This is a genomic window from Cupriavidus sp. 01L415 (assembly GCF_056400065.1).
The window spans coordinates 167,357-189,687 of record NZ_JBFTSP010000005.1 but is presented as its reverse complement, the minus strand read 5'-3'; the positions used below and the strand labels follow the sequence as shown (position 1 = coordinate 189,687).

Annotated in this window: 15 protein-coding genes; 2 read left to right on the top strand and 13 right to left on the bottom strand. The window is 65.2% G+C overall.

What is annotated here, in order from left to right:
* Nucleotides 1-59: 59 nt before the first annotated feature.
* Both AC1DOX_RS12270 and AC1DOX_RS12265 read left to right on the top strand, forming a co-directional pair.
* On the top strand, nt 60-806 hold the full coding sequence (locus AC1DOX_RS12270) for an MBL fold metallo-hydrolase (protein WP_441618927.1): 747 nt from the start codon (nt 60-62) through the stop codon (nt 804-806).
* Between the two features lie 39 nt (nt 807-845).
* The gene (locus AC1DOX_RS12265) at nt 846-1,316 is read left to right on the top strand and encodes an OsmC family protein (RefSeq protein WP_441618925.1); all 471 of its coding nucleotides are present in this window, start codon (nt 846-848) and stop codon (nt 1,314-1,316) included.
* Nucleotides 1,317-1,337: 21 nt separating this feature from the next.
* Here the strand turns inward: AC1DOX_RS12265 and AC1DOX_RS12260 are convergent, their stop codons facing one another.
* From AC1DOX_RS12260 to AC1DOX_RS12200, 13 genes are all read right to left on the bottom strand, one after another.
* Entirely contained in the window at nt 1,338-2,453 is a 1,116-nt protein-coding gene (locus AC1DOX_RS12260; protein ID WP_441618923.1) for a YbdK family carboxylate-amine ligase, read from the bottom strand.
* Complete coding sequence (locus tag AC1DOX_RS12255) at nt 2,453-3,667, bottom strand: cation:proton antiporter (RefSeq protein WP_092138626.1); 1,215 nt, start codon at nt 3,665-3,667, stop codon at nt 2,453-2,455. The genes AC1DOX_RS12260 and AC1DOX_RS12255 overlap by 1 nt, the downstream gene beginning before the upstream one ends.
* Before the next feature lie 186 nt (nt 3,668-3,853).
* Nucleotides 3,854-5,854, bottom strand: coding sequence for a hypothetical protein (locus AC1DOX_RS12250; protein WP_441618920.1), 2,001 nt, complete (start codon nt 5,852-5,854; stop codon nt 3,854-3,856).
* 189 nt (nt 5,855-6,043) lie between these two features.
* The gene (locus tag AC1DOX_RS12245) at nt 6,044-7,195 is read right to left on the bottom strand and encodes a branched-chain amino acid ABC transporter substrate-binding protein (protein ID WP_441618918.1); all 1,152 of its coding nucleotides are present in this window, start codon (nt 7,193-7,195) and stop codon (nt 6,044-6,046) included.
* 156 nt (nt 7,196-7,351) lie between these two features.
* Nucleotides 7,352-11,323, bottom strand: coding sequence for a trifunctional transcriptional regulator/proline dehydrogenase/L-glutamate gamma-semialdehyde dehydrogenase (gene putA / locus AC1DOX_RS12240; protein WP_441618916.1), 3,972 nt, complete (start codon nt 11,321-11,323; stop codon nt 7,352-7,354).
* Between the two features lie 186 nt (nt 11,324-11,509).
* Nucleotides 11,510-13,819 (bottom strand): primosomal protein N', encoded by a 2,310-nt coding sequence (locus AC1DOX_RS12235; protein WP_441618914.1) that lies wholly within the window; start codon nt 13,817-13,819, stop codon nt 11,510-11,512.
* Between the two features lie 517 nt (nt 13,820-14,336).
* On the bottom strand, nt 14,337-15,422 hold the full coding sequence (gene hemE / locus AC1DOX_RS12230) for a uroporphyrinogen decarboxylase (protein ID WP_092138479.1): 1,086 nt from the start codon (nt 15,420-15,422) through the stop codon (nt 14,337-14,339).
* Nucleotides 15,423-15,512: 90 nt separating this feature from the next.
* Nucleotides 15,513-16,469, bottom strand: a complete 957-nt coding sequence (locus AC1DOX_RS12225; protein WP_441618911.1) for an alpha/beta hydrolase — start codon at nt 16,467-16,469, stop codon at nt 15,513-15,515.
* Nucleotides 16,470-17,309: 840 nt separating this feature from the next.
* On the bottom strand, nt 17,310-17,726 hold the full coding sequence (locus AC1DOX_RS12220) for a F0F1 ATP synthase subunit epsilon (protein ID WP_441618909.1): 417 nt from the start codon (nt 17,724-17,726) through the stop codon (nt 17,310-17,312).
* 96 nt (nt 17,727-17,822) lie between these two features.
* The gene (gene atpD / locus AC1DOX_RS12215; protein ID WP_441618907.1) at nt 17,823-19,226 is read right to left on the bottom strand and encodes a F0F1 ATP synthase subunit beta; all 1,404 of its coding nucleotides are present in this window, start codon (nt 19,224-19,226) and stop codon (nt 17,823-17,825) included.
* 33 nt (nt 19,227-19,259) lie between these two features.
* Complete coding sequence (atpG, locus tag AC1DOX_RS12210; protein WP_092138475.1) at nt 19,260-20,135, bottom strand: F0F1 ATP synthase subunit gamma; 876 nt, start codon at nt 20,133-20,135, stop codon at nt 19,260-19,262.
* A 71-nt stretch (nt 20,136-20,206) separates the two neighbouring features.
* Nucleotides 20,207-21,748 carry a F0F1 ATP synthase subunit alpha gene (atpA, locus tag AC1DOX_RS12205; RefSeq protein ID WP_441618905.1) on the bottom strand — a complete coding sequence of 514 codons (1,542 nt, stop codon included), beginning with the start codon at nt 21,746-21,748 and terminating at the stop codon, nt 20,207-20,209.
* Nucleotides 21,749-21,787: 39 nt separating this feature from the next.
* Nucleotides 21,788-22,330 carry a F0F1 ATP synthase subunit delta gene (locus AC1DOX_RS12200; RefSeq protein ID WP_441618903.1) on the bottom strand — a complete coding sequence of 181 codons (543 nt, stop codon included), beginning with the start codon at nt 22,328-22,330 and terminating at the stop codon, nt 21,788-21,790.
* Nucleotide 22,331 lies beyond the last annotated feature (1 nt).

Sequence of the window (22,331 nt, the reverse complement as noted above, 5' to 3'; positions counted from 1 at the left end):
GTGCCTACGGGCCGGCGTATCATTGGCGACACCCCCGGTTTGCCAAAAAGAAAACGGCCATGCAGACCTTCCATCAGCTGTTCGACGAGACGTCGTCCACCTTCACCTACCTGCTGGTCGATGCCGATACGCGCGAAGGCTTGCTGATCGACCCCGTCGACCGGCAATACGAGCGCGACCTGGCCGTGCTGGCGGACGCCGGCGTCCGGCTGAAATGGGTGATCGAAACTCACGCGCACGCGGACCACATCACCTCGGCCGGCCGCCTTGCCGTGCAGACCGGCGCCCACACCGCGGCGCCATCGGGCTGCGACATCAAGCCCGCGCAGAAACAACTGATCGACGGCGACACCGTCACATTCGGCAATCAGGTCCTGCGCGCGATCCACACGCCGGGCCACACGGCCGGCAGCATGAGCTATCTCTGGGAGGAGCCAACGCCAGACGGCATGGTTCGGCGCATCTTTACCGGTGACGCCTTGCTGATCGACGGTTGCGGCCGCACCGATTTCCAGTCCGGCGACGCTGGCACGCTGTTCGACAGCCTGACGCAGAAGCTTTTCCGGTTGCCCGACGATACGCGCGTCTACCCGGCGCACGACTACAAGGGCCGCACCGAATCCACCATCGGCCATGAGCGCGCGCACAACAGCCGCGTGGCCGGCCGCACACGCGACGAATTCATCACGATGATGCGCGGGCTGAACCTGCCGCGCCCGAAGATGATCGACGTGGCCGTGCCGGCCAACCAGCGCCTCGGGCTCGTCACCGGCCGGGATGGCGAAAGCGTGCCGCACGGCGCGTGACCGCGCAACGTCCTTTCCTGCCAAAACGGAGTCACACGCATGTCCGAGTACACCGCCGAAGTCCTGTGGCAACGCAACGAAGAGGACTTCCTCGGCAACCGCTACAGCCGCAGGCATCTGCTGCGCTTCGACGGCGGCATCGAGGTGCCCGGGTCGTCATCGCCCCACGTGGTGCCGCTGCCGATGTCCGACGCGAACGCGGTGGATCCCGAGGAGGCGTTTATCGCCTCGCTGTCGGCGTGCCACATGCTGTGGTTTCTGTCGCTGGCGGCAAAACAGCGCTTCTGCGTCGATCGCTACGAGGACAAGGCGATCGGCCGGATGGAAAAGAACGCCGAAGGCCGCATGGCCATGACCGTGGTCACGCTGCGGCCGGACGTCGTGTTCTCCGGCGCGCATCGGCCGACGCGCGAGGACATCGACCACCTGCACCACGCAGCCCACGACGCCTGCTTCATCGCGAACTCGGTCAAGACCGATGTCCGCTGCGAGCCCGTCTATCCGGCGTAGCACCACGGGCGCTGTCTGCCGTCAGGACTCCCAGCTTTCGCACGTCCGCCGCACGGTCTCGCGCAGGCTGTGCGCATCGGCGTCCACCGTGCGAACCCAATGCGCATCGTTGTCACGGCTGGCCGCCAGCGCCCGGATGTTGGCCAGCGCCGGCAGCGACCCCAAGGCTTCCGCATGCGGCACCAGCGCATCGCAGATTGACAGGATGTGATCGGCAATCGGCATGCGCGTGAGTTCGTTCGGATGCACGTACTCGCCCTCCAGCCCGAAGCGGCACGCCTGGAAGCGGTTGAACGTGTAGACGAGGTAGTCGTCCTCCTGCGGCATGAAGGGACGCGACAGCAACAGATAGCGCGCCAGCGCCTGGATATAGGCGGCGATATCGCACGCGCGCTGCACCGTGAGCGGCGTGTCCATCACGCGCACCTCGATCGTGCCGAACTCCGGTTTGGGACGGATATCCCAGTAGAAGTCCTTCATGCTCTCGATCACGCCCGTGTTGCGCATCTTGTTGAAGTACGCCGTGAAGGCGTCCCACGTCAGCACGTGCGGCGCGCGGCCGCTCATCGGGAAGGCCGCCACCGAATTCAGGCGCGCCGACGCAAAGCCGGTATCCACGCCCTGCACATAGGGTGACGACGCCGCCAGCGCAATGAAATGCGGCACGTAGCGGCCGATGGCATGCAACAGGAACAGCGACTCGTCCGCGCTGGGGCAGCCGATGTGCACGTGCTGGCCGAACACCGTGAACTGCTTGGCGAGGTAGCCGTAGAGTTCGGAGATGTACTGGTAGCGCGGCGAGTCGGAAATCGTGCGATCCGACCATTGCTGGAACGGGTGCGTGCCGCCGCCGCAAATACCAAGATTCAGGGACCGCGACGCATTGACCATCAGGTCGCGCATGACGGTCAGCTCTTCCAGCGCCTGCGCATAGTCGTGGCAGATGCCGGTGCTGATCTCGATCATTGACGGGCTGATCTCGGGCTTGATGTCGCCGGCATGCTGCGCCCCCTTGAGCGCCCGCAGCAGGTCCGGGGCAAACGGCGCGAGGTCATAGTCGTGCCGGTTGACGAGCTGTAGTTCCAGCTCGACGCCGAAGGTCAGCGCCTCCGAGTGCTTGAACGGTTCGAGCGACATCAGCGCCCTCCTCCATTTTCGCGCGCCTCGCCTGCGTAGCGCAGCGCCCAGGCCGCGATGATCGGGCCCAGCAGTTGTTCGATGGCCAGCGCGCACAGGATGATCGACGTCAGCGGCGCGCCCGTGCCCGGATACAGCCGCGCCACATCGCTCATGAGCAGGTAGGCCAGGCCGGACATCGGCGCCAGCGCCAGGCCCAGCGCCATGCACTGGCGCAGGCTCAGGCCTGAAAACGAGCCGAGCGACACCACACCCACCAGCTTGGCCACATGACGCAGCACCACCAGCGCGACGGCCAGTGAGCCGCCGATCACCCAGTCGCGCGCGGTCAGCGGCAGGCCCAGCGACACCACCATCACAATGATCAGCAAGCTGCCCGCGCTGCCGAAGTGCGTGGGCCATACGTGCGGCTGACGGTCCTGATGCTTGAAGACCACGCCCGCCAGCATCAGCGTCAGCGGCATGGACAATTTTAGGACGCGGGTCAGCGCCAGCGTGAACAGGACGAGCCCCACCAGCACCAGGAAACTGTAGTGATCGTCGGCGGACATGCGCGCATAGAGCGCATGTCCCAGCTTGCCGACCACCCATGCCAGCAGGCACGAACCCACCAGCAGGTACAACGGATGCAGCAATGCGGCGCCCAGGTTGCCATACTCCGAGTGCAGCCAGCCGGTGGCCACCTGCACGATCGCCGCCGCGTAGATGCTGTTCAGCGCCGACATCGCCATCAGGCGCTCGGTGACCTGGCCTTCGGCGCGCAGCTCGTTCTTGAGCTGCAGCACGATCGTCGGCGAGGTGCTGACCGCGATCCCGCCCGCGAGGATCGCCACGCCGGGCGACGCCCCGAGCCATTGCAGTACCGTGGACACGAGGCCCCACGTCAGCAGGCTCTCGGCCGCGCTCGTAAACAATAGCCAGCGGTTGGCGCGCAGCCAGGACAGCGACAGGCGGTGCCCGAGTTCGAACAACGCCAGCGCCAGCGCCATGTCGATCAGGATGCGCGTCTGCGCAATCATGTTCTCGTCGACGATGCTGCGGCCGAGCATGCCGGCGAACAGTCCAATGACGGCGTAGCCGACGATGCGCGGGCAGCCCAGCCAGCGGCGGCAGACCTCTCCGGCCAGGCCCGCGCCCACCAGCGCGAGACCCACCCAGAACAGGCCGCCCGGCGCCAGCGGCAAGGAGGGAAATAGTTGGCTCAATCCATTCATGGCCGACATGGTAACGGAAGCACTTGCATTTCCGTGTCGGGGTTTGTCCGACACTGCTCGCAATGTGCCGGCAACATTCGTCAAATCAAAAGAAAAAACGCCATCTCCATGGATGGCGTTTTTGTAGGACTTTCAAAATTCAGAATCGGGTCGGGCCCTGCCGCCCCGCCCGGGTCACCATGCGCGCTATACGCCCCACAGCTTCCATTTCGGACGCGTCGCCTTCAGGCCGGCCTCGACCTTGGCATAGAGTCCCCGCGTGCGACCGGTCTCGGCACCTTGCGTGCGGGCGCGCTCGAACCACGTCAGGGCAGTCTCGCGCTGCCCCATTCCGAGTGCCGCCTGCACCGCATTGAGATACGTCTCGGCGTCCCAGTCATCCCGCGCGGCCAGGGCCATCTGGAAATCGGTCAGGGCCTCGGGGAAGCGCTCCGCGGCGACGTAGAGCTTCGCCCGCTGCACGCGCGGCGGCGCCTGGTCGGCGGGGTCACCTTCCGTCAGGGACACGGCCTGCTCGAACAGCGGCAGCGCGCGTTCGGTGTCGCCGAGGTCACGCCAGATCTGGCCAAAGCGGTTGAACAGCCACGCGTCCTCCACCAGCAAGGCGCGGCGCTGCAGCGTTTCCAGCTCCGCCGTCGCGTCGGTCTTGTCGTGTTCGTCCATCGTCGCCATGCCGGACTGCAACAGCGCCGCGTAGTGCGCACGCGCATGGGCCATCGCGTGGGCGGCTTCACTGCGCGCCTCGACCGGCAGCGCATCCAGCCGCGCGTCCATATGCGTGAGCGCGGCGCTGGCGGATTCGGTCGGCTCCCGCCCGCCGATGGCACCCCATGCCGCCACCAGACGGCTGAACGCCCAGGTCACGTCCGCCGGGTTGCGCTCCACCGGGTAGCGGTTCAGCACCTGGCCGGCGAGATCCACCACCTGCTGGGGCTGGCCCGCTGACGCGTAGGCATCGAGCAGGTCGATCCAGTGGTCGATGAAATCGCTGGCCACCATGCCCTGCCGATGCAGTGCGATCTTTTCGTCGAGATGCGTGGCGTCCGCCGGCATCGTGCGCGCCAGCAGGCGGCACAGCATCGAATAGAGGTGCGGATCGGCATTGCCGCCATGCCCGTCCGCATCCCCCTCGCCCGTGGCGAAGTACGCCTCGAAGCGCTCCAGGCCCTTGCGGCAGGCCAACTCCATCACCGGCTTGAGCGTGGCCTCGGATTGCGGCACCTCGTCGATGAATGCGCCGAGCGCGGTGGCCGCGTGGAAGTACGCCGCACCGTCATCGGCGTCGGCGGTCATGGCAAAGCTGCTCCACGCCGGCGGCGGCACGGGTGTGCCGGGTGCGGTGGACGCGTTGGCCTGGTGGCGCCAGGTCAGTTCGCGTACCTGTGCCTGCGGGTCCGGGCGCTGGCGAAGATAGGTGGCGAGGTCATCGAGCGCTCCGACGCGATCACTGCCCAGCCGCAGGGGCGCGCGCAGCCGGCGCGCTTCGGGATGGTCGGCTTGCTCGGCCAGCACACGCTCGGCCTGCGCGGCCGCCAGCGCATCGCCGGCTTCGGGGGTGAGGTCGAGCAATTCCGGGGAATCCAGCGCAATCCGCCCGAGGCAAATGCGCAGCAGCGGCTCGCCGAGCTGGCCGGCGTCGTCGGCGCGCACGACATAGTCCTGCACGAGTGGCAGGATGTCCGAGGCCCCGAGGTCTGGCGCGCGATACAGCAGGTCGTGCCAGTAGCGGCCGGCCAGCGGGAAATCGTTGAGACGGAAGGCAACAAAGCCGGCGTAGAAGTGCGCGGCCCATTCCCCGGAAGCCAGTCCGTTGCGCCGCGAAGCCTCATGCAGCCATGGCAGAGCCTCGGAATCCCGGCCCGCGCGCATCAGTAGCGTGCCGTGGAGGTGCGCCAGCGCGCCGCGCGACGCCCAGCGGTGGACCGGCTCCAGCGGCAGGGACGGGAGCTTGGCCATCGCCTCGTCGAGCGTGGCCAGCGCGGCCGGCGTATCCCCCCGATCGGCGTGCAATTGCGCGCGCAGCGCGGCATAGTCCACGACTTCGGGGTGGGCCTCCCAGAGCTGGTCGGCAATCCGCAGCGCCTCGTCATAGCGCTCCGCGTTGGCTAGCGCGATCGCGTGCTCGTAACGGACTTCCTGCACGGACGGCTCCTTCTGGAAATATGCAAAGGCGGGATTATGCGCCATCGCCGCGTCGCACCATGGAGAAAACAGGGGGAAAAACCGGTGTGATTCCGGTTGCGGAGCGCGACGTCGGCTGCTCCACGGCGTGTGTGGCGGCCGCGCCCATAAAAAACGCCACCCCGCGAGGTGGCGTCAGTTCTGCAACCGCGCCGGCCGGAGGAAAGCCAGTCGGCGGGCCTGATGTCGGCCGGCTTACTTGCCGCCGACGGTTTCCAACACGGTCCACTTGCCGTCCACGACCTTGTAGACGGTGATGCCGCCGTCCTTCAGGTCGCCGCGGGCGTCATAGGCCAGCGTCTTGGTCGTCACGCCCTGCATGCTGGTTGCGGCCAGCACCGGGAGGTAACGCGCCGGGTCGGCCGAACCGGCCTTGATCATGGCGGTCATCATGGCGGTGGCGCCGTCATAGGCGTACGGCGAGTAGGTCTGCACCTTGCTGCCGAAGCGCTTCTCGTACTTCTTCTCGTACGCCGCGCCACCCGGCATCTGGTCCAGCGGCAGGCCGGCCAGCGACACCACGGTGCCGTCGGCAGCGTTGCCGGCCAGCTTCAGGAAGTTGTCGGTCTTGGACATTTCGCCCGACACCAGCGGGGACTTCAGGCCCAGTTCCTTGACCTGCTTGGCCATCGGGGCCGACTGCGTCTCGGCGCCGCCGTAGAAGATCACGTCCGGGTTGCTGCGCTTGATGTTGGTCAGCACGGCCTTGAAGTCCACCGCCTTGTCGTTGGTGAACTCGCGGCGCACGATCTTGCCGCCGGCGGCCTTGGCGGCCTTCTCGAACTCGTCGGCCAGGCCCTGGCCGTAGGCGGTGCGGTCATCGACGATGGCGATGTTCTTGGCACCCAGCTTCTTCACCACGAAGGCGCCGATCACCGAACCCTGCTGGGTGTCGGAGGTCATCATGCGGAACGTGGTCTTGAAGCCTTGCTTGGTGTACTCGGGCGCGGTCGCCATGGCGATCTGCGGAATGCCGGCGCGGTTATAGACCATCGACGCCGGGATGCTGGTGCCCGAGTTGAAGTGACCGAGCATGCCCTGGATGCCGGAATCCACCAGCTTCTGGGCCACCACGGAACCGGTCTTCGGATCGGCCTGGTCGTCTTCGGAGACCAGCACGAACTTGACATCCTTGCCGCCGATCTTCGGCTTGGTGGCGTTCATGTCCTCGATGGCGAGGACAACGCCGTTCTGCATGTCCTTGCCGTACTGGGCCTGGCCGCCGGTCATCGGGGCGGCAAAGCCCAGCTTGATTTCCTGTGCCTGCGCGAATGCGGCCGAGGCGGTGGTCAGGCCGGCGAAGGCCATGGCAACGGTCATGGCCGTCTTTTGGAATGTCGAGCTCATCAGTTCTCCTTGGGTCCCATAGGGTGCCATATGGTGCCGGTGTCGGCATTTTTGCGGGTCGGCGTTGGCAGCACCGCTCCGTTCCTGGGTTGCGCGACGGGGTCAGGATCGCCGGCCCCCGCCACGCACTTCGATGACACGTCAGCCGGGGTGGACTCAGCCGATCGTCATCAGACTTGCATTGCCGCCCGCCGCCGCCGTATTGACGGACAGCGAACGCTCGATCAACAAACGCTCCAGCGCGACATTCGGTTCACCGTGGGCAAGCCCCTGCACGCCGACAATCGGACCGGGCCGCGTCGCCACCTGTTCGCAGACGGTACGAAGCTGGTCGGAATCGCCGTGATGCAGCACCGCGTCGATGCCGGTGTCCGCGGCCATCCAGTCGGTGACCAGGCGGACGCGCGATTGTACTGCCTGGGGCAGCCGCGCCAACAGGCTCTTTGCCAGTGTGGTGTCCGGCCACAACGCCTCCGCGCCCACGGCCAATACCGCGGCCAGTTGCACGGCCAGGTCGGCTTCCTGCTGAGCCAGGCACAGCACGCGCTCGCGCGGCAGCAGGGAATAGGTGTTGCGCTCGCCGGTCGGGCCGGGCAGCGTCACGGACAGGCCGGACGGGCTGGCGGCGGCAAAGCGGTCACAGGCGGCGGCCAGCTCCGGGCTGTTGCCCTGGGCCCAGGTCTTGAGGGCCGCCAGTTCCGGCGAGAGCGGGGCTTGCGGCGCGGGCGCCGTGCCCCCGGCGACATCCGCCGCGCGCACCACCCGCACCACGGCGTCCTGCGGGCAGACCGACAGCAGGCGGTGCAGGTACAGCGGGCCGCCCGCCTTGGGGCCGGTGCCGGACAGGCCTTCGCCGCCGAACGGCTGCACGCCCACCACGGCGCCGACGATATTCCGGTTCACGTACAGGTTGCCCACGTGGGCGCGGTTGACGATACGGGCGATGGTTTCATCGATCCGCGTATGGATGCCCAGCGTCAGGCCGTAGCCGGTGCCGTTGATCTGGCCGATCATCGTGTCGAGGGCTGCGCGCGGGTATCGCACCACGTGCAGCACCGGCCCGAAGACCTCGCGCTGCAGTTCCTCGAGGCTGTCCAGTTCGATGAGCGTCGGCGGCACGAAAGTGCCATGACGGCAGGCGGCCGATTGCGCGGCGCCGGCATCGGCCTGGTGAACACAACGGCCCTTGGCGCGCATCGCCTCGATATGGCGGACGATGTTGCCGCGCGCTTCTTCGTCGATCACCGGACCCACGTCGGTCGACAGGCGATCCGGATTGGCCAGCGTCAGTTCGCCCATCGCCCCCTTGAGCATTTCCAGGATGCGGTCCGCCACGTCTTCCTGCAGACACAGCACGCGCAGCGCGGAGCAGCGCTGACCGGCGGAATCGAACGCCGACGAGACGACGTCGCCCACGACCTGTTCGGCGAGCGCCGACGAATCCACGATCATGGCGTTCTGGCCGCCGGTCTCGGCGATCAGCGGGATCGGCCGGCCCGCGGCGTCCAGCCGGCCGGCCACGTTGCGTTGCAACAGCCGCGCGACTTCGGTGGAGCCCGTGAACATCACGCCCTTGACGCGTGCATCGCCCACCAGCATCGCGCCGACGGTTTCGCCACGGCCCGGCAGCAGTTGCACGGCACCGGCCGGCACGCCGGCTTCGCGCAGCAGGCGCACGGCCTGCGCGGCGATCAGCGGGGTCTGTTCGGCCGGCTTGGCCAGCACCGGATTACCGGCAGCCAGCGCGGCGGCCACCTGGCCGGTGAAGATCGCCAGCGGGAAGTTCCACGGGCTGATGCAGACCACCGGGCCCAGCGGGCGATGCGTGTCGTTCGAGAAGGTCTCGCGCACCTGCACAGCGTAGTAGCGCAGGAAGTCCACGGCCTCGCGGACTTCGGCGATGGCGTTGGAGAACGTCTTGCCGGCCTCGCGCATGATCGTGCCCATCAGGGACTGCATCTGCGCTTCCATCAGGTCGGCGGCGCGCTCCAGCGCGGCGGCGCGGACCTCGGGCGGCGTGGCCTGCCAGATCGGCGCCACGTTGACGGCGGCGGCCAGCGCGGCCTCGATCTCGGCGGGCGTGGCTTCGCTGACCTGGCCCACCACGTCGCGGTGATCGGCCGGGTTCAGTACTGGTGCGAACGTGGCGTCGGCGCGTGGCACCTCGGCGCCCAGCAGCGGCTCGGCGCGCACGGTGTCGCTGGTGCCGGCCAGCAAGGCCGACGAGAGCGACGCCAGGCGATGCTCGTTCGAAAGATCGATACCGGCCGAATTGGCGCGCGACTTGCCGTACAGCCCGCGCGGTTGCGCAATGCGGGGGTGGGGCTGGCCGAGCACGCCTTCGTCGCGATGCATCGCCTCCACCACGGCAACCGGGTCGGCCACGAGTTCGTCGAGCGAGATCGTGTCGTCGGCAATGCGGTTCACGAACGACGTGTTGGCGCCGTTTTCCAGCAGACGGCGCACCAGGTACGCCAGCAGCGTCTCGTGTGTACCCACGGGTGCGTAGATGCGGCACGGGCGGTTGAACTTGCCGTCCGCCACGGGGCCGACGACCTGGTCATACAGCGGCTCGCCCATGCCGTGCAGGCACTGAAACTCGTACTGGCCGGGATAGTAGCTGTGGCCCGCAATCTGGTAGATGGCCGACAGCGTGTGCGCGTTGTGCGTGGCGAACTGTGGATAAATCGCGTCCGGCACGGACAGCAGCTTGCGCGCGCAGGCCAGGTACGACACATCCGTATAGACCTTGCGCGTGTAGACCGGGTAGCCCTCCAGCCCATCCACCTGGGCGCGCTTGATTTCGCTATCCCAGTAGGCGCCCTTGACCAGGCGGATCATCAGGCGATGGCGGCTGCGGCGGGCCAGGTCGATCAGGTAGTCGATCACGAACGGGCAACGCTTCTGGTAGCCCTGCACCACGAAGCCGATGCCGTTCCAGCCGGCCAGCTCGGGCTCGAAGCACAGGCGCTCCAGCAGGTCCAGCGAGATTTCCAGGCGGTCGGCTTCCTCGGCATCGATATTGATGCCGATGTCGTACTGGCGGGCCAGCAGCGTCAGGGACTTCAGGCGGGCGTAGAGCTCGGTGACCACGCGTTCATGTTGCGCGCGGCTGTAGCGCGGATGCAGCGCCGACAGCTTGATCGAGATGCCCGGGCCTTCGTAGATGCCACGGCCGCGCGAGGCCTGGCCGATCGCGTGGATGGCCTGCTCGTACGATGCCAGGTAGCGCCGGGCATCGGCTTCGGTCATCGCGGCCTCGCCCAGCATGTCGTAGGAATAGCGGAAGCCTTCGGCTTCGTACTTGCGCGCGTTGGCGAGCGCCTCGGAAATCGTTTCGCCGGTCACGAACTGTTCGCCCATCAGGCGCATCGCCATGTCCACGCCCTTGCGGATCAGCGGCTCGCCGCCCTTGCCGATGATGCGGGTCAGCGCCTTCGACAGGCCGGCTTCCGTATGCGTGGCCACCAGCTTGCCGGTCAGCAGCAGGCCCCAGGTGGCGGCATTGACGAACAGCGACGGGCTCTGGCCCAGGTGCGACTGCCAGTTGGCGCCGCTGATCTTGTCGCGGATCAGCGCATCGCGCGTGGCCTTGTCGGGGATACGCAGCAGCGCCTCGGCCAGGCACATCAGCGCCACGCCTTCCTGCGACGACAGCGAGAATTCCTGGATCAGGCCCTGCACCAGTCCTTCGCGACCAGTACCTACCTTCTGTTCACGCAGGCGCTGGGCCAGCGTCTTCGCCATCTTGATGGCGGCCTCCCCCTGGATCTGGGGTAGCCGGGCCTGCTCGAGCAACACCGGCACACACTCGTTTTCCGGGCGACGGTAGGCCGAGGTGATCGCCGCGCGCAACACGGACTGTGGCTGGATGCTCTGCGCGAATTCGAGGAAAGGCTGCGGCGCGGCATCGCCCTGCGTCATCTCGGCGGCATCGGCGGCGTCGGTCTCCGACGTGGCGCCCGGACCCGCTTCGTGCGGCAGGTGGCCGCGCTCGACTTGCTCCAGGTACGTGAAGATCGCCTGCTTGATAAGCCAGTGCGGCGTGCGGTCGATGGATTGGGCGACGCGCTTGAGGCGGTCGCGCGACGCGTCGTCGAGCTTGACGCCGAGGGTAGTGGTGGCCATGCGAGCAATTCTCCGTAAGGCGGGAAAGGCAGCGGGTTCTACCGGCACGCAACGGGCGCGCAGGGTCCCGCAGCTTCCGGGGCTGGCACGATCTTACTCTCGGCAAATCCATGGGTGCAACCTAGTGCAACCCCTTAGCACGGCGATGGTGCAACGGTTGCACGCACGCCACATTCCACGCATCCGTCAAATCCGCAGCGGATCGATTTCGAGTTGCCAGCGCACACCCTTGACCCGTGCGGCAACCTGATCGAATGTTTGCACCCACTCGCTAACGAAACGTTGCAGTACGGGACGCGAACCCGCCTCCACCAGCATTTGGGCGCGCTCCTTGTTGAATATCCGCACCATCGACATCGGCACGGGATCGTGCAGTTGCACCTCCGGCGCCATCGCGCACGAATCGGCCTGTTCGCGTGCAGCCAGCAGGAACGCCAGCGCACGTTCCAGTTGCCCGTGCTCGGCGGTGACCAGCACCTGGTACGCGAACGGGGGCAACCCGGCCTGGCGCCGCTCGCGCAACTGGCTGGCGGCGAATCCATCATAGTCATGCCGGGCAAGGGCCTGCAATGCGGGGGCGTCCGGATAGCGGGTCTGGATCAGCACTTCGCCGGCCAGCCCCGCCCTGCCCGCCCGGCCGGAAACCTGCATCAGCGATGCGAAGAGATGCTCGGCCGCGCGGAAGTCGTGACTGAACATCGCCGCGTCGGGATGGACGATGCCAACCAGCGTCACACGCTGGAAGTCGTGGCCCTTGGCGACCATCTGGGTGCCGACGAGGATATCGACTTCCCCCGCGTGGACATCGTCGAACATGGCCTGGGCGCTACCCTTGCGACGGGTCGAATCGGCGTCGATCCGGGCGATGCGGGCCTGTGGAAAACGCGCAGCCAGTGCTTCTTCGATGCGCTGCGTGCCACGCCCGAGTGGCGCAATATCGACATTGCCGCAATCCGGGCAGTGATGCGGCACCGGGGATTCCAGGCCGCAATGGTGGCAACGCAGCCGGCGCTCGGGCCGGTGCAGCACCAGGTACGCGGAGCAGCGCGGACATCCTGACAGCCAGCCGCAACTGTCGCAGGCGATGACGGGCGCATAGCCGCGACGGTTCAGGAACAGCAGGCTTTGCTGCCCGCGATCCAGCCGCTGCTGGATCGCATCGATCAGGGGTACCGACAGGCCTTCGTAGAGTGGCCGCTGGCGCTGACGCTCGTGGTTCAGGTCGACAAGCCTCACCACCGGCAGCGCGGCATCCGCCTGTGCGCGCTCGCGCAGCACGAGTTTGCGGTATGCCCCCTGCTCCGCGCGGAACCAGGTTTCCATCGACGGCGTCGCCGAACCCAGCACGATCGGAATCTTCAACTGGTTCGCACGCCACACAGCGAGATCGCGCGCGGAATAGCGCAAGCCCTCCTGCTGCTTATATGACGTGTCGTGCTCTTCATCGACGACAATCAGGCTGAGCTGTGGCATCGAGGCCATCACGGCCATCCGTGTGCCCAGCACGATGCGAGCCTCGCCGCGATGTGCGGCCAGCCATTGCAGGCTGCGCTCCTGGTCCGCCAGTCCGCTGTGCAGCACGGCCAGCGGCCACTGGGGGAAGCGCGCGGCGATGCGCGCCTGCAGTTGCGGCGTGAGGTTGATTTCAGGCACCAGCATCAGAACCTGCGCGGCGGGGTCGGCAGCCAGGATGCCGGCCATCGCATGCAGATAGACCTCGGTCTTGCCACTGCCGGTCACACCATGCAGCAGGAACGCCGCGAATCCGTCCGCCGCATCGATGGCAGCCACGGCCTGGCGTTGCTCGTCATGGAGCGGCGGCGCCACGGACGGCGCCTGATCCGGCACGATTTCCAGGAGCGGCCGGGCGACGTTGCCGGATTCCACCCAACCGGACTCCGCCCATTCGCCCAGCCTCGCCGGCGCAGCGGTGCATAGTTCGCGCGCATCGGCCAAGTCGATCCAGCTGTCCGTTGCCGCCAGCGCCTGCGCCAGTGCGTGGACGGTGCGGGCCCGCGCTGGCACGGCGGCCAGGAGCGCCTCGGCCTGCCCCGGGCGTACCCGGTACTGCGTGGTCTGCGCGCGCTGGCCGAGGCGATCCCACGTGTCGGATTCGCGCAGCGACGGCGGAAGCGACGGCAGGATCACCTCGCCAAGACGTCGGTGGTAGTAGCGCGCCGCGAATCGGGCCAGCGCGATCCATTCCGCACTCACCGGCGTCAGCCAGTCGAGCCTGCCGGCCAGCGGGCGGAGGCGGTCGATGGGCACATCGGAGGATGTGCCCAGTTCAATCACAACCCCGACCAGATGACGGCGGCCGAACGGCACGACGACCAGCTGGCCTGGCGTGACGGGTTCGTCGGCGAGGTAATCGAAACAGTCGTCGGCCGGGGTATCCAACGCGACCCGTGCGACGGTGAACGATTGCTCAGGCGGCGCCGCGGAGGTTGTTGTCTGTAACGTATCCGCCACAGCCGCGGGCTGTCCGGTGGTCATCGGCAGCCCCCTGAGTGGTGCACTGCAGTTGCGCATTCGTTGTGCATGCGGCGGCGGGTCGACTTGGCGCGGTGGCTCTGTGTGCGGCGCAACATCAACTTAAAGTAAAACTTCAAATGTGACCCTAAGTCGATGATCCATGAATGGTTTTCCACGTCCGTCGCCATGCCTGTGGATAACTTTGTTGAAAAGTCGCGCCAACTTCCCGCCAAGGCGCGCAGATCAAGGGTTTTATCGCGCTCGCAACGTCCGTTGCAGAAGATTCAAAGTCTTATGAATCAATGACTTGCAAACACCCCCCAACTGAGTTAAGGGGTTACCCGCTCGTGCACTGCCGCAAACCTATCGGTGTGCATAAGTCAAGCCTTGACAGCAAGCGCCTGGCACCTTTTTGGCGAAAAAACGCAAAATAGTTTACTTGACAGGGATCCCGGCGCGCCTCCTGCGGCACAGGCGCGTACAGCCAACTGGATCGCTGCGGCGCGGGGAAAATTGGCGCTCCAGGCAGCCACTGACGTCAGGCGGCCCGAAGCTTGCGGCTATAGCCGTGAACCTCGTCCACCAGGACCGCGACGCTCTCCGGAGGCGTGAACTGTGAAATACCGTGGCCAAGGTTGAAAATGTGCCCATCGCTGCCCCCACCGGCCGCGTAACTGTCCAGTACGCCACGTACTTGCGCCCGGATGGCGGCCTCGGGCGCAAACAGCACTGTTGGGTCGATGTTGCCTTGCAGCGCGACGCGGCCACCGGTCCGCTGGCGGGCCTGCGTCAGATTCACGGTCCAGTCCAGGCCGATTGCATCCGGTCCGGTTTCTGCGATTTGTTCCAGCCAGATCCCGCCGCCCTTGGTAAAGACGATGACGGGGATGTGCTGGCCGTCGTGCTCGCGCTTCAGGCCGGCGAGCACGCGGCGCATGTAGTCCAGCGAGAACGTCTGGTACATCCCGTCGGCCAGCGCGCCACCCCAGGTGTCGAAAATCATGACGGCCTGAGCACCGGCATCGATCTGGGCATTCAGGTACGCGGATACCGCCTGCGCGTTGATGTCCAGGATGCGGTGCATCAGGTCCGGCCGGCCGTACATCATCGCCTTGACCGTGCGGAAGTCGTCCGAGCCGCCGCCTTCCACCATGTAGCAGGCCAACGTCCACGGGCTGCCGGAGAAGCCGATCAGCGGCACTCGCTGGCGGCCGTCTTGCACAAGTGCGCGGCGGATCTCCGCGACGGCGTCGAATACATACTGGAGCTCACCCATGTCGGGCACGGCCAGCTTCGCCACGTCGGCTTCCGTGCGCAGCGGGTGCGCAAAGCGCGGACCTTCGCCCTGCGCGAACGACAGGCCGAGGCCCATGGCGTCCGGCACGGTGAGAATGTCCGAGAACAGGATCGCGGCGTCCAGCGGGTAACGGTCCAGCGGTTGCAGCGTCACTTCGGTCGCATAGGCCGGGTTCTTGGCCAGCCCCAGGAAACTGCCGGCCCGGGCGCGCGTGGCGTTGTACTCAGGCAGGTAGCGACCTGCCTGGCGCATCAGCCAGAGCGGTGTGTACTCGGTCGGTTGCCGGCGCAACGCGCGCAGGAATGTGTCGTTCTGCAATGCGGTCATGGTCATCCTCGTAAGACCGCCATTCTAAGGGATGCCCGCCGGCTCACGGGGCGCTGCGGACCGATGTCGATGATATGAGTCAGTGCCGCGTTACACGTCGTCGAAAATGCTGACGAACGCATCCGCGGCGCGCCGCATCCACTCGCGCGCACGCGGTGCGTCCGGCTGGAGACGGGCAAAGCCGTGCGTCATGCCACTGGCCTCGATCGTGATGACCGGCGCGTCATGGCGCACCAGGAAATCGGCGTAGGCCAGGCCGTCGTCGCGCAGCACGTCGTTTGCCGCCACCAGCACGACACTGGCCGGCGGCAACTGGGTCGGCACGTCGGCCATCAGGTGGATCCGCGCGTCGGTCTGGTCCGCACCACGTGCCAATTCATCGGCGCCGATGAATTGGGTCCAGAACCACGCCATTTCATCACGTGTCAGGCCGGGGCCATCGGCAAAGGCGCGGTAGCTTTCGGTGGTCAGCACAGGTGCCGTCACCGGATAAATCAGCAACTGGGCGTTGACGACCGGCGTGTCGGACTTCGCGTTGACGTCTCGCGCAGCGATGGCGGCAAGATGGCCACCAGCGCTGTCGCCGGCCACGGCCAGGAATCCGGGTGCGACGCCGAGTTGCCCGCGCGCGTCGGCCAACCAGCGCACTGCGGCAATGGCGTCGTTGCAGGGGGTTGGGAATGCGAACTCGGGCGCCAGGCGATAGTCGACACTGGCCACCACGCAGCCGGTATCGGCAGCGAGCAATGCTGCGACCGTGTGGTGAGTCTGCGGAGAGCCCACGACCCAACCACCACCGTGGAAATAGACGATCAGGCGGGGGCTGTCCACGCCGGCCGGCCGAAACAGGCGGACCGGCAGCTTGCCGTCTGGTACAGGAATCGCGAGATTCTCGACGACCATGCCCTCGGGATTCGGAAGGACAGATTGCGCGGCCAGTTCTTCGAATCTCTCACGGCGCGCGGGGGCATCAATGGGCACGGGCAGGCCGGCAAACTGGTCGGCCATGCGGCGATAGTAGGCAAGAATCTGGGGATCGATGGCCATGGTACGTCGGCGGAAAGTGCGGGAACCGCGCAAGTGTATACGGGGCCGATGTCCCGTACCTACATCAGCGCTCAGGTCGGCAGGTAGGTGGAAAGCGATCCATCCAGCGCACCAACCGTTTCTAAACGTAACGATGAATGCGTTACCGAACACAAAATCGGAAATCGGAATTTCTTTATCCCCAAAAGGTGGGGAATGCGTATTTTGGTATCGGGAAAAACGTAATGCATTCAGTACGCTAGCCGTGTATTGTCTTAACAATTACGCGCTCAGAGACGGCTACGTGGAGTGGCGAAGAAGATGCGAGAAGCAAACAAAAGTGGTTAAAACGCCGTATTTTTGCTTGCAGTCCTTTCAACTTCTTGCAAAACGATACATTTTGTTACTGCCATCCCAGGAAGTTTCCCCCACAATGCATTGACACACCAGCCACTGGGGTGTGACGCCCCTACCTGTAAATCATTGATAAATAAGGCGGGGCGGAAGAAGAAAGCCCTAGGCAGTACCCGATTTTCCGGACCAGCAGATTTGTAGATCCGCTGATCCGGAGCACAGGAAGACCGACGGCGCGAGGCTTGAGATTCCCTTTGGGAACCCTGACCTGGATGCGGAGAAATGACTCCGATGCGCTTGTAGTGGAATCCTGGACCGAACCCGTTCCTTCGAATTGACCCCTCGAAGGGATTTTCCCGTCCGCGCGGAGCCTCCCCGGCCCGCGCGCTTTTTTTTGTGGTCCAGGCAGGAAAATATAGCGTCCACCTGACAAAAAAGGCAGCCATCCGGCTGCCTTTTTCTATGTCGCGCCCAAAAAACAACAGGCGCGCCAGTACTACCAGGTGCTTACTTCTTACGACGCAGACGGGCGATTGCTGCCAGTTGCGCTGCGGCCACCGCCAGCTCGCTCTGGGCGCGAGCCAGGTCCAAGTCGCTGCTCTGGTTCTGCATCAGTTCCTCGGCCCTGCGCTTGGCTTCCTGCGCCTTGGCCTCGTCCAGGTCGTTACCGCGGATGGCGGTATCGGCCAGCACGGTGATGTGCTTGGGCTGGACTTCGAGAATACCGCCGGCAACGAACACAAACTCTTCGCTGCCATCTTCCTTCTCGATGCGCACCGCACCCGGCTGGATACGGGTGATCAGCGGCGTGTGGCCCGGCAGGATACCCAGTTCACCCGTCTCGCCCGGCAGCGCAACGAACTTCGCCTGACCGGAGAAGATCGACGCTTCCGCGCTGACGACGTCTACAAGAATGGTTGCCATGTGAAATCCTTTGTCCAATCGCTCTACCCTGGGCGGTGAGGCACGCGGTGTGCCCCACCGCCGTCACCGCCCAGGGGCGGCAACGACAGGCAAGGCTTACTGGAGCTTCTTGGCCTTCTCGAAGGCTTCGTCGATCGAGCCGACCATGTAGAACGCCTGCTCGGGCAGGTGATCGCATTCGCCATCCACCAGCATCTTGAAACCACGGATGGTTTCCTTCAGCGGCACGTACTTGCCCGGCGAACCCGTGAACACTTCGGCCACGTGGAACGGCTGGGACAGGAAACGCTGGATCTTACGAGCGCGGTTCACTGCCAGCTTGTCTTCCGGCGACAGTTCGTCCATGCCCAGAATCGCGATGATGTCGCGCAGTTCCTTGTAGCGCTGCAGGGTCTGCTGAACGGCTCGCGCAACGTTGTAGTGCTCCTGGCCAACGACATGCGGGTCCATCTGACGCGAGGTCGAATCGAGCGGATCCACGGCGGGGTAGATACCGAGAGCGGCGATGTCACGCGACAGCACCAGGGTCGAGTCCAAGTGCAGGAAGGTGGTAGCCGGCGACGGGTCGGTCAAGTCATCCGCAGGAACGTACACGGCCTGGATCGAGGTGATCGAGCCAGTCTTGGTCGAGGTGATGCGCTCCTGCAGCTTGCCCATTTCTTCAGCCAGCGTCGGCTGGTAGCCCACGGCGGAAGGCATACGGCCCAGCAGTGCCGACACTTCGGTACCAGCCAGCGTGTAGCGGTAGATGTTGTCGACGAAGAACAGGATGTCGCGGCCCTCGTCGCGGAACTTCTCGGCCATGGTCAGGCCGGAAAGTGCCACGCGCAGACGGTTGCCCGGCGGCTCGTTCATCTGGCCGAACACCATGGCCACCTTGTCGAGCACGTTGGAGTCCTTCATTTCGTGGTAGAAGTCGTTCCCTTCACGGGTACGCTCGCCCACGCCGGCGAACACCGACAAACCGCTGTGCTGCTTGGCGATGTTGTTGATGAGCTCCATCATGTTCACGGTCTTGCCGACGCCGGCRCCRCCGAACAGRCCCACYTTGCCGCCCTTGGCGAACGGGCAAATCAGGTCGATCACCTTGATGCCGGTTTCCAGCAGGTCGGTGGAAGGCGACAGTTCGTCGAACTTCGGTGCCGCCTGGTGAATCGCGCGCCTCTCGTCCGAAGCGATCGGACCGGCTTCGTCGATGGGGCGGCCCAGCACGTCCATAATGCGGCCCAGCGTGCCTTGACCCACCGGCACCGAGATCGGCGCGCCGGTGCTCTTCACCGCCATGCCGCGGCGCAGGCCGTCCGACGAACCGAGGGCAATGGTACGCACCACGCCGTCGCCCAGCTGTTGTTGCACTTCGAAAGTCAGGCCCTTCTCGGCGAACGAAGCGGTGTTGCTGTCTTCCAGCACGAGCGCCTCGTACACCTTCGGCATTGCGTCGCGGGGGAACTCGATGTCCACCACGGCGCCAATACACTGCACAATATTTCCGATACTCATTTCGTATCTCCGATAGCTTGAATTCTTGACGCCTTAGACCGCAGCCGCACCGCTGACGATTTCCGACAGTTCCTTGGTAATCGCGGCCTGACGGGTCTTGTTGTAGACCAGTTGCAGTTCGCCGATCACGTTCTTGGCGTTGTCAGACGCAGCCTTCATGGCCACCATGCGCGCCGATTGCTCGGACGCCATGTTCTCGGCCACGGCCTGGTACACCAGTGCCTCGACGTAGCGGACCAACAACTCTTCCACTACAGTCTGGGCGTCCGGCTCGTAGATGTAGTCCCACGAGTAGGCGCGCTTTTCATCTTCGGTCTGGGCCAGCTTGTCGGCGGCGAGCGGCAGCAGTTGCTCAACCATCGGTTCCTGCTTCATCGTATTGATGAACTTGGTGTACGCCACGTACACCGCGTCGACCTCACCATTGGTGAATGCGTCGAGCTGGACCTTGATCGCACCGATCAACTTTTCCAGATGCGGGGTGTCACCGAGCTGCACCACATGCGAAACCACCTTGGCGCCGATGCGGCCGAGGAACTGCATGCCCTTGGTGCCGATGGCGGTCGCCTGCACATCCACACCGCGGCCCTGCAGGGTCTTCAGTTCGCCGGTCACTGCGCGCAACACGTTCGTGTTCAGACCGCCGCACAGCCCCTTGTCGGTCGTGACCACGATCATGCCAACACGCTTGACTTCGCGCTCCTGCATGAACGGGTGCTTGAACTCAGGGTTGGCCGAAGCCAAATGCGCTGCGATATTCCGCACTTTCTCGGCGTAGGGACGGGAATTGCGCATCCGCTCCTGCGCCTTGCGCATCTTGGACGCGGCGACCATCTCCATCGCCTTGGTGATCTTGCGCGTGTTTTGCACGCTCTTGATCTTGGTTCGGATCTCTTTCGTTCCGGCCATATCTTCCTCTCCGTCCGAACCGCACCGCGCGCTGTCATCCAGCGCACGGGCGGTGTCGTGGAATCACGCGGTTAGAACGCGGCGGACTTCTTGAAATCCTCGACAGCGGCACGCAGGGCGCCCTCATCTTCCTTCGAGAGCTGCTTGGTCTCTTCGATGCGGTTGACGAGATCGGCGTACTTGGTCTTCAGATGGTCGTGCAGGCCCTTCTCGAACGGCAGAATGTCCTTCACTTCCACGTTGTCGAGGAAGCCGTTGTTGGCTGCGAACAGCGACGCGGCCAGCTGCCATACTTGCTGCGGCTGGTATTGCGCCTGCTTGAGCAGTTCAGTCACGCGGCGGCCGCGCTCGAGCTGCTTACGGGTGGCGTCGTCCAGGTCCGAAGCAAACTGCGCAAACGCAGCCAGTTCACGGTACTGGGCCAGGTCGGTACGGATACCGCCGGCCAGGTTCTTGATGACCTTGGTCTGTGCTGCACCACCCACGCGCGACACCGAGATACCGGCGTTGATGGCGGGGCGGATACCGGCGTTGAACAGGTCAGTTTCCAGGAAGATCTGACCGTCGGTAATCGAGATCACGTTGGTCGGCACGAACGCGGACACGTCGCCGGCCTGCGTTTCGATCACCGGCAGCGCGGTCAGCGAACCGGTCTTGCCCTTGACGGCACCGTTGGTGAACTTCTCGACGTACTCGGCGTTCACGCGGGCTGCACGCTCCAGCAGACGCGAGTGCAGGTAGAACACGTCGCCCGGGTAGGCTTCGCGGCCCGGCGGGCGGCGCAGCAGCAGCGACACCTGGCGATAGGCCCAGGCTTGCTTGGTCAGGTCGTCATAAACGATCAGCGCGTCTTCACCGCGGTCGCGGAAGTACTCACCCATCGTGCAGCCGGCGTAGGCGGCCAGGTACTGCATGGCGGCCGAGTCCGAAGCGGCGGCAACCACGACGACGGTGTATTCCATCGCGCCGTGCTCTTCCAGCTTGCGCACCACGTTGGCGATCGTCGAAGCCTTCTGGCCGATTGCCACGTACACGCAGAAGACGCCCTTGCCCTTCTGGTTGATGATCGCGTCAACGGCCACGGCCGTCTTGCCGGTCTGGCGGTCGCCAATGATCAGCTCACGCTGGCCACGGCCGATCGGCACCATCGCGTCGATCGACTTCAGGCCGGTCTGCACCGGCTGGCTCACCGACTGACGTGCGATCACGCCCGGGGCCACCTTCTCGATCACGTCCGTTTCCTTGGCGTTGATCGGGCCCTTGCCGTCGATCGGCTGGCCCAGCGTGTTCACCACGCGGCCCAGCAGTTCCTTGCCAACCGGCACTTCCAGAATGCGGCCGGTGCACTTCACCGTGTCGCCTTCGGAAATGTGTACGTACTCACCCAGCACCACGGCGCCGACCGAGTCGCGCTCGAGGTTCAGCGCGAGGCCGAAGGTGTTGCCGGGGAATTCCAGCATCTCGCCCTGCATCACGCCGGACAGGCCGTGCACGCGGCAGATACCATCGGTCACGGAAATCACCGTGCCGGTGTTGCGCACTTCAGCGTCGGCGCCAAGGCCCGAGATGCGGGACTTGATCAGCTCGCTGATTTCTGAGGGGTTCAGTTGCATCACAATGCTCCTAATTCTTCAATCCGTCGGCCGTTGCGGTCAGGCGGTCAGCGTGGCTTGCAAGGCAGCCAGGCGCGCGCGCACGGAGGTGTCGAGCACTTCGTCGCCGACCTTGACGCTCACGCCGCCGATCAGGGACGGGTCAACCGCCACCTTTGCATACAGCTTGCGGCCGAACTTGCGTTCGAGTGCAGCGACCAGTTCGTTCAGTTGCGAACCTTCCAGCGGGAATGCGCTGGTAATTTCGACGTCGGACGACCCCTCGCGGGCGTTCTTGAGCGCATGGAACTGCTCGGCGATTTCCGGCAATACCGTCAGGCGGTTGTTCTCCGCCAGCAGGTTCACGAAGCGGCGGGCTTCGTCATTGACCGGATTCTTCAGCACCGACAGGAACACTTCCACCACCTTCTGGCTGGAAACGTTCGGATCGTCGGCAAGCGCCTTCATGTCGGGATTGGCGGCAACCTGCCCCATCTCCGACACCAGCTCGGACCATGCACCCAGGTTGCCTGCACCGGCTTCACTGGCGACGCGGAACAGCGCCTCAGCGTAGGGACGGGCAATGGTTGCGGTTTCAGCCATG